This is a genomic window from Sphingosinicella sp. BN140058, assembly GCF_004135585.1.
Taxonomy (GTDB): Bacteria; Pseudomonadota; Alphaproteobacteria; order Sphingomonadales; family Sphingomonadaceae; genus Allosphingosinicella.
Window position 1 is genome coordinate 4,922,628 of record NZ_CP035501.1, and the last position, 15,856, is coordinate 4,938,483.

Annotated in this window: 13 protein-coding genes; 4 read left to right on the forward strand and 9 right to left on the reverse strand. The window is 65.7% G+C overall.

Annotated elements, in window-relative coordinates:
- Nucleotides 1-130: 130 nt before the first annotated feature.
- From ETR14_RS22260 to ETR14_RS22275, 4 genes are all read right to left on the reverse strand, one after another.
- Entirely contained in the window at nucleotides 131-520 is a 390-nt protein-coding gene (locus ETR14_RS22260) for a response regulator (protein ID WP_129389132.1), read from the reverse strand.
- Between the two features lie 2 nt (nucleotides 521-522).
- Complete coding sequence (locus ETR14_RS22265; RefSeq protein WP_129389135.1) at nucleotides 523-1,164, reverse strand: response regulator transcription factor; 642 nt, start codon at nucleotides 1,162-1,164, stop codon at nucleotides 523-525.
- Nucleotides 1,161-4,637 carry a PAS domain-containing sensor histidine kinase gene (locus ETR14_RS22270; RefSeq protein ID WP_165356573.1) on the reverse strand — a complete coding sequence of 1,159 codons (3,477 nt, stop codon included), beginning with the start codon at nucleotides 4,635-4,637 and terminating at the stop codon, nucleotides 1,161-1,163. Before ETR14_RS22270 ends, ETR14_RS22265 begins: the two co-directional genes overlap by 4 nt.
- Nucleotides 4,638-5,152: 515 nt before the next feature.
- A complete protein-coding gene (locus ETR14_RS22275) occupies nucleotides 5,153-6,043 on the reverse strand; it encodes an alpha/beta fold hydrolase (protein ID WP_129392263.1) in 891 nt (296 codons plus the stop codon).
- An 882-nt stretch (nucleotides 6,044-6,925) separates the two neighbouring features.
- Here ETR14_RS22275 and ETR14_RS22280 point away from each other — a divergent pair.
- Both ETR14_RS22280 and ETR14_RS28575 read left to right on the forward strand, forming a co-directional pair.
- Complete coding sequence (locus ETR14_RS22280; RefSeq protein ID WP_129389141.1) at nucleotides 6,926-7,336, forward strand: DoxX family protein; 411 nt, start codon at nucleotides 6,926-6,928, stop codon at nucleotides 7,334-7,336.
- Nucleotides 7,337-7,817: 481 nt separating this feature from the next.
- Complete coding sequence (locus ETR14_RS28575; RefSeq protein ID WP_165356574.1) at nucleotides 7,818-7,976, forward strand: hypothetical protein; 159 nt, start codon at nucleotides 7,818-7,820, stop codon at nucleotides 7,974-7,976.
- A gap of 101 nt (nucleotides 7,977-8,077) precedes the next feature.
- On the opposite strand, the gene ETR14_RS22285 is transcribed toward ETR14_RS28575, so the two are convergent.
- The 3 genes from ETR14_RS22285 to ETR14_RS22295 form a co-directional block, all read right to left on the reverse strand.
- Entirely contained in the window at nucleotides 8,078-8,752 is a 675-nt protein-coding gene (locus ETR14_RS22285; RefSeq protein ID WP_165356575.1) for a DUF998 domain-containing protein, read from the reverse strand.
- Between the two features lie 367 nt (nucleotides 8,753-9,119).
- Nucleotides 9,120-10,754, reverse strand: coding sequence for an MFS transporter (locus ETR14_RS22290; protein ID WP_129389147.1), 1,635 nt, complete (start codon nucleotides 10,752-10,754; stop codon nucleotides 9,120-9,122).
- Nucleotides 10,755-11,153: 399 nt separating this feature from the next.
- A complete protein-coding gene (locus tag ETR14_RS22295; RefSeq protein ID WP_165356576.1) occupies nucleotides 11,154-11,429 on the reverse strand; it encodes a hypothetical protein in 276 nt (91 codons plus the stop codon).
- Between the two features lie 187 nt (nucleotides 11,430-11,616).
- Between ETR14_RS22295 and ETR14_RS22300 the strand changes: the two genes are divergently transcribed.
- On the forward strand, nucleotides 11,617-12,369 hold the full coding sequence (locus ETR14_RS22300; protein ID WP_129389152.1) for an SDR family oxidoreductase: 753 nt from the start codon (nucleotides 11,617-11,619) through the stop codon (nucleotides 12,367-12,369).
- A gap of 16 nt (nucleotides 12,370-12,385) precedes the next feature.
- Here the strand turns inward: ETR14_RS22300 and ETR14_RS22305 are convergent, their stop codons facing one another.
- On the reverse strand, nucleotides 12,386-12,808 hold the full coding sequence (locus ETR14_RS22305) for a DUF1810 family protein (protein ID WP_129389155.1): 423 nt from the start codon (nucleotides 12,806-12,808) through the stop codon (nucleotides 12,386-12,388).
- Nucleotides 12,805-14,256, reverse strand: a complete 1,452-nt coding sequence (locus ETR14_RS22310; RefSeq protein WP_129392265.1) for a PLP-dependent aminotransferase family protein — start codon at nucleotides 14,254-14,256, stop codon at nucleotides 12,805-12,807. Before ETR14_RS22310 ends, ETR14_RS22305 begins: the two co-directional genes overlap by 4 nt.
- A 505-nt stretch (nucleotides 14,257-14,761) precedes the next feature.
- On the opposite strand from ETR14_RS22310, the gene ETR14_RS22315 reads away from it, so the two are divergent.
- Nucleotides 14,762-15,412 (forward strand): response regulator transcription factor, encoded by a 651-nt coding sequence (locus tag ETR14_RS22315; protein ID WP_129389158.1) that lies wholly within the window; start codon nucleotides 14,762-14,764, stop codon nucleotides 15,410-15,412.
- The last annotated feature ends 444 nt before the right edge of the window (nucleotides 15,413-15,856 follow it).

Here is a 15,856-nt window from a genome sequence, read left to right on the forward strand (position 1 = left end):
GGATTGGTCGCGAGCAGGCGCGGGTCGGCAGCGATCAAGCGGCAAGGTGCCGCGTCAACGAGGGCATGGTGCTAAGACTGAGCGGGATCTCGTAGTGCCTCAGCTGCGTGGAGGTCACGGGGTCCTGAGATCAGCTGGCATGCGAACCGCCGTTTCGCCTTGCACTCAGGGCTTCGTCGACGGCCCTGAGCAGGGTCTCCACGTCGAAGGGCTTACGGAACACGTTGCCGATCCCCTGGAGTCGCTCAGCATCCGCCGGGTCGTGACGCCCCGTGATCACGAACACCGGCAATGTCGGGACGGCGTCCAGCACGCGTGCCCTAAGCTCGATACCGTCTATACCAGGCATGCCAATATCGGTGATGAGCACGTCCACGCCTGACAGCCCGCTCGCGAGGAACGCATTCCCCGAGGAGAAGGTGCGCGTTGCGTAGCCGGCGGAGTCAAGAAGGTCCTCGAGAGACTCGAGCAGGCGCGCGTCGTCGTCAACGACTGCCACGACGGGTCGTCGCTCGCCCATCTTCAGGTCCTTCCCGGCCGGCGCGAGTGCGTAACCGGAATCTGCAGCTTCTCGGAGATCCGGACGAGATCGGCGAGGGACGCGGCTCCCATCTTCTGCATGACGTTTCTGCGATGTACCTGAAGAGTGATCTCGCTGATGCCCAGTTCGGCAGCGGCCTGCTTGTTGAGCAGCCCGCTGACGACGAGCGGCAAGACTTGACGCTCTCGGGGCGTCAACTGACGATAGCGTTGCACGAGGTCGCTCTCTTTCGCCCGTTGGGCGCGCGCGCCGCGGTCCTGCGCCAGCGCGGCGCCGATCGCGACCATCAGGTTCTCCTCGCTGAACGGCTTTGTGAGAAAATCTATCGCGCCGCGCTTGATCGCCCGAACCGACGACGGGATGTCGCCATGCCCGGTGATGAAGACGATCGGCGGGTGGTCTCGCCCGGCCATTTGATTCTGGAGGTCAAGGCCGTTGATGTCGGGCAGGCTTACGTCGAGAACGAGGCACGCCGGTCCGTCCGGCTTCTGGGCATCTATGTATTCGCCTGCGGACGGAAAGGCCACCGCAAGGAAACCGTGCGATTCCAGCAGGTCGGAGAGGGCGCTCCTTATGCGTTCGTCATCGTCCACAATGAATATGACTGGCCTCTGCTGGGTCATGGAGCCGGTTGTGCTTCGATCGGCAATGTGAACGCAAATGTCGCGCCACCCATCTCATTGTCCCGTAACCAGATCTTGCCTCCCATTGTCTCGACGATCGAGCGTGAGATCGCCAGTCCCATCCCCATTCCGTTTCGCTTTGTCGTGTAGAACGCGTCAAACACGTTGTCGGGGTCGCCGATCCCCGGGCCGCTGTCCGATATTTCGAGCTGCGCCTTGTCGCCGGACCGGAAGACATGCACGCATAGAAGCCGCTCGGATGCGCACTCCTGCATGGCCTCGACTGCGTTGCGCATGAGGTTAAGCACCACCTGCTGAACCTGTACCCCATCGAATGCCACCGCCTCGATCTCCTCACTGACGTCGACGTCCACTCGGACGCGGGCGGCGCGCGCGAGATCGGAAAGCATCCGGCTTGCATCGTGGACGACCTGTCCAAGTGGCGCGAGCCCCTTCGGCTCCCCGCTGTGCCGGAACAATGCGCGGATGCGGCTGATGACCTCGGCTGCCGAATTCGCGTCCCGGACTATCCGCTCGACCGTCCTTTGAGCCCGCTCCAGGTTTGGCGGAGTGGCGGCAAGCCAGCGCTGGCAGGCATGCGAATTCGTGACGACAGCCGCCAGAGGCTGGTTTATCTCATGTGCGATGGAGGCGGAAAGCTCCGCGAGGCTTGCAGCCTGGCTGGCGCGGGAGAGGCGCTCCTGCGCAAGGCGAAGCTCCTCCTGGGCACGCACTTCGGCGTCAACATCGAGACAGATCACATTCCACTGGATGATCCTGCCTTCGAGATCCCGCATCGGGGCGGCGCGTGTCTCGACCCAGCGATACTCTCCATCGTGGCGGCGCAGACGGTGTCGTCTCGCATAGGGCTCTCCGGTCGCGAGCGAATGCGCATACGTCTCCTTCACGCCGGCGACGTCCTCTGGGTGGACGCCGGCATCGAGCGTGCCCGATAGGCGCCCTTTCCCGGGGCCGTCCAGCGCCTCCAGCTCATAGCCAAGGAACTGGCGAAGCTGATGACTTCTGTAGACGGGCTCGCCTTCCGGGTTGGCGCAGTCGATCATCGCCGGCAGCGTCTCGACAATCTGCCAGAGGAACCGCTCCCTCTCTCGCAATGCTTCCTCGACCCGCAGCTGATCGTCCACATCGTGCGAGAAGCCGTACCAGCCGACGACCCGTCCCGCCTGGTCGCGGAGCGGTTCGGCATTGGACAGAACCCAGCGAAAAACCCCATCCGCCCGGCGCAGCCGGTAGGACATCGAGAAGGGCTGTCCGATCGCGAAGGCCTCGCCCATGGTTCGCGTTACGGTGATCGCGTCGTCGGGATGCGCGGCGGCCGCGGTCAGGGTCGCGAAATCGGCCGCGCCCTCGATTTCGAAGCTTCCCGCCTCTCCACCGGCGAACTCGGCCATCCGCTTATTGAAAAAGACGGGCTTACCCTCGGCGCTCAGGCGCCAGAGAGGTATCGGGACAAGGTCGACGAGCTGCGAGAGCTCGCGTTCACGATCGCGCAACGTTGCTTCCGCGCGCTTACGTTCGGTAAGGTCAAGGATGTAGGCAACGCCTTGCCGGGACTGGCCGTCGAAGCACGCGGCGCCGATCAGGACGGGAACGCGGCTTCCGTCCTTTCTGTAATATTCCTTCTCGCGCGCCTGCATTTTTCCGGTTGCGGCGAGCTCGTCTGCCTCCTCTCGGGCATGCACTTCTTGCCACTCGGGCGGCGTGATCCCGAGCCAGTTGAGGCCGGCCGCGACGTCCTTGCGGTCATATTGAATCATGCGGAGGAACGCGTCGTTGGCGTCTATGAGAGTGCCGTCCAGGTCCCAGATGACGATGCCGATGATGTCGGAGTCGACCAGACGCCTGAATTTCGCCTCTCGCTCCGCGATCTCGTTGTACAGACGCATCTGCTCGTCGACGTCGTGGCAGAGGCCGAACCATTGTGCGATCCGACCGCGATCGTCGCGGATTGGCTCGGCGCGACCTGACATCCAACGATACGCACCATCGGCGCGGCGGAGACGGTATCGCATGGCGAAGCTCTCTCCGGTGGCGATGCAGTGGCGCAACGTGGCCTCGAACTGCGACGCATCCTCTGGATGGATTGCCTCGGCGAGGACCTCGAGCCGGCTGGCACCCGGTCTATCCGTAGCCGCGACGTCCATGCCCAGGAAGTCGACCATGCGCTTGTTGAAGAAGGTTGGCTCGCCCGCCCTGTCGAGCCGCCAGATATGGCTCGGGACCATGTCGACGAGCTGAGCGAGCTCGCCCTCGCGATTGCGCAGCTCTTCCTGGGCGCGCATGAGTTCCTCTATGTCGATGAGCACTCCATACCACTGGACGATCTCCCCTTGAGAGTCGCGCAGCGCCTGAGCCCGCACATCCATCCATCGGAAGATGCCGTCGTGCCGGCGAATCCGGTACTTGCGCTTGAACGGGTCGCCGCTCCGTACGCAGCGCGCCAGCTCTTCATGCGCCTCGCGGCCATCGTCCGGGTGGACGAGCAGCGCCTCGGCGAAGGCCAGACGTGACATACCTCCGACATCGAGGTCCTCGACGCGCACGCCGAGCCACCTGACCAGCTGCTCGCTGTAGTAAGAAGGCTGCCCGTCGGGCGAAAGGCACCATGTCAGGCTCGGAACAGTATCGACAAGGTGGCGCAGCTGCCGTTCGCGATCCTGCAGACCCTTCTGCGCCACGACGCGATCATGCACATCCACGCAGACGCCGCACCACTGGATGATCGCACCGTCGTCGCCCCGCAAGGGCTCGGCGCGGCCCTCGGTCCATCGATAGCCGCCATCGGCGCGACGCTGCCGATAAGTCCTGCAGAAGGGCGATCCCGTGGTGAAGGACCGGCTGAGCGCCTCCTCGACATCCGCTACGTCCTCGGGGTGAATGTCGGCGAGGGATCGCGAAGGGCCTGGGCCGACGAGATCGTCGAGGGACATGCCGAGCGCGTCGGAAAGCTGCTTGTTGATGTAAGAAGGGGCTCCGTCTGGGGTGGTGCACCAGATCAGGGCCGGAACGGTATCGACCATTTGCCGAAACTGGTCCTCCCGTCCGGCTGAGGCCTCCAGGGCGATCACCGTGCCGTACCAGCCGCTTATCCGCCCGCTTTCATCCAGCAGCGGCTGTGACGAGCATCGCACCCAGGCGTAGACCCCCGTGGCCTGCAGCATGCGATGCTCGACCTGGTACCGCTCTCCGGAGCGCTGGGACTCGCGCCACCGGGCCGCTGTGCTTGGGTAATCCTCAGGGTGGATGACCGGGCGGCAGGTGAACGCCGTGCCGGGGGGCGCATTGAGCTCGGACAGCATCGTGGCGAGATCGGCGCCCGCTCCTGGTGTGACGTAGATGCAGCTGCCCGCGGCGTCGCACCCCCAGGCGTATCCGACAATATTCTCCACGATCCGCGCTGCGGCGATTGGATCGTTGCTGGGATGGCCTTGGATCCGCGACACGGTCGTCATAGGCTGCTCCTCGAGCGCATGCACCATGCTTCGCCCGCCTCGCGGTCCGATCCCGCAGCCTTGCGCCGAGTCGCAGGGCTTGACGCGTCGACCGAGGAATACCGGTCATGGAGCTCTGAAACACCCTATGGAAATCCATCGGTCTCCGCAAAGGGGAGGCTGGTTCCAGGGCGCGCCGGCGCCGGCCTTCCCCTCCCCAAGCTGGCGAGGAGAGGCCCTGCGAAGCTGCTTGGCCGGGCGGAAGAAGCGGGCTTGCGCGTGGGCAGAGGCGCACTGGTCTCGAGCCTCGAGCGTCTCCGCCAGCGCGACTTCGTCGAATGCGCCTGCGCCGTGCTTCCATGGAGACGTGGAGGCGGCTCACTCCTGTCCCGATGCGTATCGAGACGGCCTGCATACCAATCGTGTTCGCTGGGACGTCGAGTGTTGGCCTGTTCGAGCGGCTCGGCCGCGAATGCCACTCCTGCTTCGCCTGCGGCGAGGCCGCGGGGCCGGCCGCCGGCCCTGCGTCCTCTTTATCACTGCGCGGGCATCGGCTGCGCAGGTACGATAACCTCGCCGGCGGCGTCGCCCAGCGGCTCGCCGCGGATGAACGCGAGCAGGTCGGCATTGATGAACTCGGGATGAGTCTGGCAGCAGCCGTGCGGAAGATCCTTGTATGACCGGAGTGTAGCTTTTTTCAGCAGCCTCACCGCGAGCGGTGCAGAATCCGCATAGGGAACAATCTGGTCATCCTCGCTGTGGATCACCAGCACGGGCACGTCGATCGCCTTCAGGTCTTCCGTGAAGTCAGTTTCCGAGAAGGCCTTGATGCATTCATAGCCGGCCTTGACGCTGCCCATCATCGCCTGTCGCCACCAGTTTTGGATGAGCCCCTCGGAGACGCGCGCGCCCGGGCGATTGAAACCATAAAAGGGGCCGCTCGGCACATCGAGGTAGAGCTGGGCGCGATTTGCTGCGAGCGCTGCGCGATAACCGTCGAAGACCTCGATCGGCGTGCCGCCGGGATTGGACTCCTTCTGAACCATGACGGGCGTGACGGCGTCGATGAGGACCGCTTTGGACACGCGGCCTGGCTCCGCGCGCGCCGAATAGTGTGCGACTTCGCCGCCGCCGGTCGAGTGGCCGATATGGATAGCGGCCCTGAGATCAAGCGCTTGCGCCAGCGTTGCAACGTCCGCTGCGTAGCTATCCATCTCGTTGCCGTTGTCGGTCTGGTCCGAGCGGCCGTGACCGCGGCGGTCGTGCGCGATGACTCGGAAACCCTTGTCGAGGAAGAACAGCATCTGGTTGTCCCAGTCGTCCGCGCTGAGCGGCCACCCGTGATGGAACACGATCGGCTGCGCGTCTTTCGGTCCCCAATCCTTGTAGAAAATCTGAGTGCCGTCGAAGCTGGTGATGTAGGCCATGATGAGGTCTTCCTTCACGTGGTGCGCTGTCGAGAGATGGACGAGGTCGATCGGGTCTTCATGGATCTCAGGGGCCGAGACTCGCCCGGTGGCTCGCGGATCGGCGCGAAACGCCTGCCGGGACGGATCCGCGGCCACTCGTGAACTTCGTCCGATGTGCCCGCGGGCGGGGGGGACATCCCGAAAGGCCCGGCCTTCGCCAATGACATGGTTTCACAAGTCACCGATCATCCTATGCCCTGGTGGTCCCGATTGCGGGTCGGTCGCTGCAGACGCCAAGTAGCCCACCTCCCGGCTGGTAGGGCGCGCTACAAGGGTCGATGACGCGCTTCGGGGCCTCGTTTCTGCCCACAACTTGCTGCCGCGGAGCCGAATTCGCCATTGTGCGGAGGGCCAGCAGAGGGCTTCCGATTCGAGAAGGCTTCCCCGCCTTTGGCGCAGACTTCCCTGTCCGGTTGAATATGCCACGCTTTGATCGAAGCGGACTTCGGGCGGGCGCGCCGACGCGCGAATTACGGGAGTTTCGCCTGCCGCCTTTTGGGCGGCAGGCGCCGGGCGGCGCTGCATTCGCTGGGCGGCCACTGCACCGCTCGGCCTCCGCGCCCGCAGCTCTGCACGGCCGCATTGCGACGAAGGGCGGATCGCGGGCGAACCGTCTGCAGATGCGGCCTTTCGGGCCGTTCAGACCAACGCGCACGCTGCTGTGATCTTCGATGTGCCGCAGCTACCCCAAAGTATGATTTCGCCGAGCGACGAGGAGTGGAATGGATGTCGTCAGCGGCCGCCGGCGCACGCCGCGCACTCAATTCCCGGAGTTGCGCCGCCAACGCCGCGTTTCGGGGCCCTGGTCTATGCAGCGGCGCCTGCTGGAGGAGATACTGAATGCTTCGCGACCAGCTCGACCAGCGAGCACCGGTGATGCTCGCGCTTATCAGGATTATGAGCGGATTGCTGTTCCTTGCTCATGGTACGCAGAAGTTCCTGTGGTTCCCGGCGGGCGAAAGGGCCGGCTCCGGCTGGGCTTTTGCCGATCCGGCCGCCGTCGCGGGCATCGTGGAGCTGACCGCCGGCACGTTGATTGCTCTCGGCCTTTTCACCCGTCCAGCGGCATTCCTTGCTTCGGGAACGATGGCCGGCGCCTTTTTCATCGGCCATCTTCCGCATGGCTTCTGGCCGGTGAACAACATGGGCGACGCGGCCATCCTATACTGCTTCATTTTCTTATACTTCGTCTTCGCTGGCCCGGGCTCCTTCAGCCTCGACGCCGCGCGCACATCGCTGCAACGGCGCTGAAGGATGGACCACAGCGCGAATAATTGGAGCAGGCCGCCGCCCGTCCTTCGAGCGCCCCGGGCGTGGAGGCCGGCGCGGGCGCACTCTCCCCGCGTGCCCGCCCGCCGCCGACCCCGGCTGGTGCCGTCCGGCGACAGCCAGGCGGGTCGTCAACTGAAGTCCGGTTCGATGAGCAACGAGGAGCGAGCAGAAACTAGGGTCATCGTTGGCCTGGCGAGGATCATCCTCTTGTCGGCCCTTGCCACCACGGCGGCGGCCCCCGGTTTCGGTCTCCAAGTGTCTGCGTACGAACTCGCTACCCGTGTTGTATCTCTCTTCGCGCTCGAGGTCGGAGCGATTGCGTCCGCAGTGCCGCACATCGTTGCGCGGCGACCGTAGCTGGCTCGTGCGCCGCCTCGCCTGGTCGAGGGCGGCGCTGGTCGGCCGAACAGCTTGGATTGGTCGCATGGACATACGCACGCTCGTCTCCGCCGGACTCCTCATGGCCCTTGCGGCGCTCCTGCTGCCAGCGATTGCGAAGGTGACGGGCGATCTCGCGAGCGCCGCGATGATCGAGTTCATCCTCGCCATCTGGCTTGTCGGACTTGCATCCAGCATCATTGACGGCAGGCTTCGCCACCGCCGTTCGCGGCGGCACTGAGGCGGCAGGACCGGAGAACTTCTCCCCCCAACCCCCTGACGTGCTGCCGGCCTCAGTCGCCCTGCTGCTCCCTCCGGTGCTCGCGACCAGGAGCAAATCCGTCAACGGGTCGCCGGCGGTGGCGCCAACCGCCCCCGGCCGTGCAGCGATGCCCGGATCTCCCAGCTCTTCACGAGCCAGAACGCGGCAAACACGAAGACTCCGGCAGCCTCCACCATCAGGATCGCATGATCGTTGCCGACGGCGGGCGCGACGGCCTGGAGAGCGTAAACCGTCAATGGCGTCGCCAGCATCATGGCGCCCAAGGCGACATAAAGCCGTTTGAACCGCCTGCGCCGCCTGCCGCTCTGAACCATGCACAACGTGTCCCGGGCCCGGAACACGCAGACATAAGCGATCATGACGAAGAAGAGGGTGGCGGACACCGAATGCAAAGTACCGGTTGTCGTCATGGGCCCCGACTCGTCCGCAGGCCAGTCCATCGGAAGAAGGGCGACGAGCACGGCCGAAATTCCGGCGACGTTCAACGCCAGATCCTCCTGGATGGAATGACCTCGATAGAAGAACAGGAATGCGCCGATCGCCCAGAGCATCCCTACGAAGACGTCCCGCATCGTACCCGCGCCGTATCTGTCAGGCTGGCCCGGTGAGAAATGGTAGTAGGCGCTGAGCGAGCCTTGGACGTGATCGAGGCCGCCGCCAAGTACGAGGACGAGGGGGAATGCGAACCCGAGAGCGCCGATCCCGTTGCGCAGGATGACGTAGCTCGTCGACACGCTCAGGGGATCCCCTGAGCGGGCGAAGATTTGTTTCGTTGCGGGCCGGAGCACCTTGGCGAGCCGGGCAGGCAGTATGTGGCGACCGGAACGCCCGCGACCCGGCCCATTGCGAACGGTCGTCTTCATCGCCAGGAGTTCCAGCATCTGTCGTCCGTCACCGGCCAATCCCGAGCGCGGCCGCGGCAATTCCTCACCTTCGGCGGAACCGGCGGAAGTGGCTTACCGCGGCACCGGGCGTCGCTGGACGCTTGCGGGATCGGCCGCGCGTCGAACCGCTGCCACGGCGACACGCCGCCGCCCGCGCGGGTAAGCGCCGGCTGAGCGAGCGCGATGAATTGCCTGTAAGCGTGACGGGCCGCGTTCATCATCGGGGCTGGTCCAAGGCTCGTGACGCGCGCCATGAAGGCGTACGCGATTCACGTCTCCCGATCTCGAGATAGTGCGACACGCGCGGCGGGTCGTTGCCGGCGTGCAAGGCGCGGACCGAGGCCTGGATGGCCTCGTCCGCGTGAGACACACGCCGGTGCTGGCGCAAATGCTCGACCCAGGTCGCCACGAGGAAATATTCGAGATATCTGTCCGGCACTGCCGTGTCGCGGAATGTACCCCAGGCATAGGCGCCGCTGCGGCGCCGGCTGGCGCCAAGTGCCTCAATTGCTTCTGCGAACAACTCGGCGCGCTCGGGCGGAATGCGATATTCCACAGTGATCATGACGGGGCCCGCATCGCACGGCTGCAAGCCTCCCTCCGGCGCTGGCCAGTGCAAGGAGGGCGTGAGATCCTCGGTTCCGTCCGGCAGTCGGATCCGTGCGGCGACAATTGCGCTCATGGCGCCCAGGAAGGCCGCGGCGGCGAGGCTGGTCCGGGTGGACGTATAATCGGCGAGCTGGCCCCATCCGAGGCTTCCAACAGCGATCGCGCCGTTGAATACGGTGAGATAGAGAGCGAGGCCCCGCCCGCGCACCCAGTCCGGCAGGATCGACTGGGTCGTTATGTTGAGCGCCGTCACCACCGTTACCCAGGCCCCCCCGAGCAGCGGCATCAATGACAGGGCCAGGAACTGATGACGGGTGAGGGCGAGCGCGAGGCTCACCGCCGACAGAAGGAACGTGGCGGCGATGACTAGCCGGTCGGTCGCGTATCGGGTGCGGAGGCGCGGCAGCGCGGTCGCGCCGGCGATCGCACCGGCGCCGACCGCCGCGAACATCGTCCCGTAGAAGCCGGCGCTGCCGCCCAGGTCCGTGCGTACGAACAGCGGCAGCAATGCCCAGGGTGCCGATCCGAAGCCGAAGAAGATTGCGGTGCGCACCAGCGTCCGCCGGAGCGGCAGACTGGCCTGGGCGTAGCGTCGCGCCGCGACGATTGCCGGAAGGAGGTGCTCAGGGGGAAGCGTCGGGGGAGCGTCCTTTCTCTTCCACCACAAGAGAGCGGCAAGCACCGCGACTTGTGCCGCTGCACAGGCGAAGAATGGCGCGGCGACTCCGAACATCAGGATCAGCGCTCCGCCAAGTGCCGGGCCGATCGCCCGCGCGATGCCGAGCGAACCGAGTGCCACGGCATCCTTGCGCTCTTCCTTTCTCACCAGATCCGGAATCAGCGCCTGCCACGCCGGGGCGCTGACAGCCGAGCCGATCCCCGCAGCGACGACGCACAGCAGAAGGATCGCGGGGGTCATGAGACCGATGACCGTCCCCGCTGCCATGCCGATCGCAAGTGAGAGCATCGCCACTTGAACGGCGATGAGCAGCTTGCGGCGGTCGAGCAGGTCGGAGAGCGCGCCCGAAGGAAGAGACAGGAGAAAGAGTGGCAATGTGCCGGCAGCCTGAACCAGCGCCACCATCAGCGGGGAGGGGGCAAGCTCCGTCATCAGCCACCCTGATCCGACCTCGCGAATCCAGGCACCGATATTGCCGATCAGCGTTGCGCACCACAGCACGGCAAAAACTCGGGAGCGCAGCGGCGCCCACAAAGTCGTGTAAGTCACCGAAGCGAAGGTCACTGGCGCCGCGCACGAGGCACTCCGGCCTCCCTACATGAGGCGGACCGTGGCGCCCGAGGCGGGCGCCATCGGCCGTTCGCAACAGCGCCGGGGCTGGAGTGGGCCGACTGGCGTCGCAAGGTCCCTCGGCGGCAAGAAAGGTCCGGAGATCGGCCTGGTGCGCCGCACAAGACCTTGCGCCACCCCGGTGCGAGACGCAGGCGCCGGACAGGTGGGATGCTCGCCGACCCTATCGTCGGCCGCAGGGTGAAAGCGGAAAAAGCCCTGCGTTCATCATCGCTGTCGAGTCCGATCAACACGGCTTCTCCCTCGCCGAGCCACAAATGGCGCCACCGTCCCGACTGGCCTTGGCGAACGCCGGGGCTTGGGACTGCGCGCCCGGCGCTTGGTCCGCAGCGATCATATGCAGGCCACCCGTTGCGCCGAAAGAACCAAGATCCGCGATTCGAGCTGGACCATGTCGTCGCGCGCTGCAGCGCCCGATCCCGGCGCGGCCGCGGCAAGGCCGCGGGAGTGGTCATGGTACATTTCGATTAACAAGTCTCGGGCCTGCAACCGGCCGGCAATTCCGGATACTTCGCCCGGAAACGACCGGCACCGCCAGGGCAATCCACGAGCGGCATTAAAACGCGCGACCGCAGAGAAGGTGATGACCCGCCGAATGAACATCTTCAAGGCGGCGCCCATTCCGGCACAGCGACGGCGCAGCACCTGAGGCGCGGCTGCGTGGGGCCTCCTTCTGTCGCGCGACTGCAGCGGCCCGGTGTCCGGGTCGTTCGCGCATCACGATCGAGAGCCAGCGGGCGGTTGAACCCTCGTCGCGCAGACCGAAGATCGATAGCCCGGATGAGGAGCAGGTAAGATGAAAGTCACGGTGATCGGCGGCACCGGACTGGTCGGCCGGAGGGTTGTGGGCCAGCTGCGGAGGCAGGGCCATGAGGTCGTCGTCGCGGCGCGTTCGACGGGGATCGACATCGTCACCGGAACCGGGCTTGCGAAGGCGCTGGAGGGGACGGACGTTGTCGTCGACGTCTCGAACTCGGGCTATGGCGCCCCAGTTGCTATGGAGCAGTTCTTCGCGGCGGCGGGTCGCCTCTTGCTGGAGGCGGAACGCAAGGCGGGCGTCGCACACCATATCACCATGTCCGCAGTCGGCGTGGGACGACTGAGAAGCGGTTATTTCCTCGCCAAGGAGGCGCAGGAGGCACTCGTCATGGAAGCAGGCATAGCGTTCACGATTGTTCGGTCTGCGCCTTTTTTCGAGTTCATCTACAATATCGTGGACTCGGGCGGCGACGGCGACGACGTGCGCCTTCCTCCTGTCGAGATGCAGCCGATCGGCGCGGACGATGCCGCCTCTTCGCTTGCGAGGATTGCGGCACTCGGGGAGGCCAGCGGTATCTTGGAGGTCGTCGGCCCCGAGCGCCACATGCTGCCAGACCTCGCCCTCGAGATCCTCACCGCCAACGAGGACCAGCGCAGGGTCCTGGTGGATCCGGACGCACTCTACTTCGGGTCGACTTGCCGTAACGAGCCGCTGACGGCGCACGGGCGACCTCCGGCGGGGTCAACTTCCTTCGACGATTGGCTGCGGGCATGGATCGCTTCCGCCTGAGGGATGGCGCCAGGCTTCAGCCGTACCGTCGGAGCTGGAGGATCGTCTCCTCGTCAACCATGTTGTCGTACCAGACGGCCAAAACCGTCCGCAGCAGCACCTCGTTGGTCGCCTCCGCGAAGAGTGTGAGGGATCGGTGGAGCTTGCGGGCATCGGCGGGCCCGAAGACCTCGAGAGCGGAAGTGCTGACCAGCGTGAACAGGGTCTCCACGCATTCCCGGTAGCGATTGCCGAGCATCGGGAAGATCAGATAGGCGCTCGCCTCGTCAAGGGAGGAGAGGGCGTATATACTTCTGGCCTCGTCCGGCAGCGCCATTCTGGGAAAGATATAGTCCATGTGGGACGTGCACATCGCACCTCTCTGCAGCATTCCTAGCGCATCCTCGTAAGTTCCGGCCTGCGCCTCCAGAAATCTTTGCAAGTCATAGTCATCGTTCATGCGGCACGTGCCTCCATGACTTGGCATGGGGCGCTCTCGATCAGCCTGAGCAGGGCATCGCACGCACTGTCGAGCAACTCGCGGTGCAGGTTGGTGACGGATAGGACAAAGCCCTGACGCGCTTTGGCAGGGTCGCTGCTCCAGATCGAAAGCGGGGAGGGCGCGATCCCAAGTTCGGGCGCCCGATGAGCAAGCGCCACGTCGTCGGCGCACCGCGGCAGCCGGACGATCGCGGTGAGCCCGCCCGCGGCCTCGATTCGCAGGGCCGGGTCGAGCCGAGCGAGCATTGCCTGTCGCCGCTCCTTGTAGAGGCGTTTCATGTGCCGCAGGTGCCGCAGGAAGTGACCTTGGCGAAGGAAGTCGGCAAGGGCGAGCTGCGTTGTGGCGTTGGGAGCCGGGTTGAGGCAGTCCGCGACCTCTGCGAACCGCCGCGCGAGCTGCAGTGGAGCGACGACGTAGCCGAGGCCTATCGCCGGACTGACAGTGCTCGCAAAGGAGCCGACATGAATAACCCGTCCCTCCGGATCCTGAGCCGCCAGCGCCGGACTGGCGCGGCAGGAGAGCTGGAGTGCGCCAAGAGTATCGTCCTCGACGAGCCAGGCATCCTCGCGGATTGCCCAGCCAAGCAAGGCGGCCCGGCGCTCCGCCGAGAGCGTGGCGCCCGTAGGCGCATGCTGGCCTGGAGTGACGATCGCGACCGCCGCGTGCGGCGCAGCCCGAACGCCATGGTCGACGCGCAGACCCTTGGCGTCGACTGGAATGGGAACGGGGCACAAGCCGGCCATCTTGACCGCCATGCGCGTGGCCGGGCAGCAAGGGTCTTCGATCCAGGCTGAGCGTCCGGCGGCTTGCAGCGCAAGCATCGTAAGGCATAGGCCGTTGCGGTAGCCGCCTGTCAGGACGATCTGGTCGGGGTGGCAGCTGATGCGGCGCGTGATCGCAAGATGGGCTGCAATCTCGGCGCGGAGCTCCGGCTCACCGCGCGAGTTCGGCGGTCCCACCGGCATGACGGCGTTCACGCGGACAGCGCGCGTCCGGAGCCTGGCCCAGAGTTTCGCGGGAAAGCCGTCCTGGGCGGGCACGCCCATCTGGAAAGGGAGCGGCCGAAGAGAGGTTCCGCGATCAAGATCCCGGCGGGGGGAGAGTATCTCGATACGCCTGACGTCGATGGGTCCAGGCGCGGCGCGCAGGGCGACCCGCGTCCCGGCGGCGCCGGACGGCACGACGAGCTGCTCGTCGGCCAGTGCGTCATAGGCGGCCTTGATCGTCCCTCGAGCCACCCCGAGCTGTGCGGCGAGGTCCATCCACGAGGGCAGCCGGGCACCCGCGCGCAGGCGGCCATCGAGGATCGCGGTGCGCAGGTTGGATGCAATCTGAACGGCGAGCGGCGTCGAGATCGATCGATCGACCGTAACGGCGAGTTCCGCCCGTGCCCGTGGTGCAGTCATTTCCTCACCTCGTGTGCCCGTCATCTCATGGATTTCCTTGAAATTTGGTCCGCAGGCGCGCCGCTGTCGAGGCGAGGGCGACCCATACGAAAGTGCAGGAGGCTCCGGCGAAGCGGTTAAAGAGGTCGGTCCGGGCGTTCCTGCGTTGCTCCTCGTTGTCCGGAGCATGATCGTTCGAGCGGGCTCGGCATCGATGCGTCGGTCGGGGAGCCGCCGCTGCCAGTCCGCGCGGGCCGGTGTTCCGGACCGGCCTGGGCCAGAGATGCTCCCAAACCCAGGGGGCGTGCGCGCGGCGAGCAGCGGGTAAGGCCTCGGTGGCCTGCGGGACCCTTGTCCGGTCCGATTTGGATCAATATTGTGCAACTGGGTCCCGCTGGCAGGGCCAGCACCCATCTTCCACCGGGGCGTTGCCAAAGGCCCTGGGTCGAGTCTTCCGGCGGAACGCTGCGGCGCAACGAGTGCGCGACATGCCCGCGGCGTGCGACAACAGGGAGGAGCGCAGAATATGACCGGCAACGTTGCTGCTCACGAGAAACCCCTCGTTCTGGTCGTGGACGATGACGAGAGAGTGCGGCTCGCCATCAGCGAGCTGATGCAGTCCGTCGGCATGGAGGCGATCTGCTACGGCTCCACGCGCGAGCTCATGGAGGCGCAGCTTCTCGATCGTGCAGGCTGCCTCGTGCTCGACGTCCGCATGCCGGGATTGAGCGGACTGGACCTGCAGCATCACCTGTCGACGGCTGGTATAGCAACACCGATCGTGTTCCTCACCGGCTATGGCGACATACCGATGTCGGTCCAGGCGATGAAGGCCGGCGCGGTCGACTTCCTGACCAAGCCCTTCCGGGATCAGACTTTGCTCGATGCCGTCTCCGTCGCCATCGAGCGGAACGCCGCCGAGCGCGCGAACGCACGCGTGGTCCAGGAGGATCTCGAACGATTTGCGACGCTTACTCCGCGAGAGTGCGAGGTCATGGGAGAGGTGGCGCAGGGGCGTCTGAACAAGCAGATCGCGCACGATCTCGGGATCAGTGAGATAACCGTGAAGCTCCATCGCAGCAACGTGATGAAGAAGATGCGGTCGGGTTCGGTAGGTGAGCTGATCCGGGCCTGGGACAGGCTGCCGCTGGAGGTTCGTGCCAAGCGGCCGGCTTAGACCTCGGCATGGGAGATTTCCGGCGCGCCCGCCCGGAGCTCCTTGCCGATTTCGTCAGGGATGGGCGAGGCGGGGCGCCCTCCTCCCCAGCTCGGGCCCGGCCCGCGGCGCCGAAGGTTCGCCTGTTCCTTGGTATGGTTCTTTCTAGACGAGGGTCTCGGGCGAGGGATGCTTTGACCGGATGGAAGCGCGGGCGCACTCGGTGCATTCCCGACAGCACACGCCGTCCGCTCCGGAGAAGAAGATGTATCTCGCCCGCGCCGCTTCCATCCGCCGTGCATCGCGTGGCGAGCCTTGCGGCGTGCGGCGTGACCCGGTTCAGGTGGCGCTCGATGTAGCTGCGTCCGCCACCCCGACGGAGCGTTCGAGCGGGCTTGCATCTTCAGCTGACGAAGCGGCGCCACAGCAAGGCTCATCGCCGGAGGTCGAACAGTGCGCGTCGCC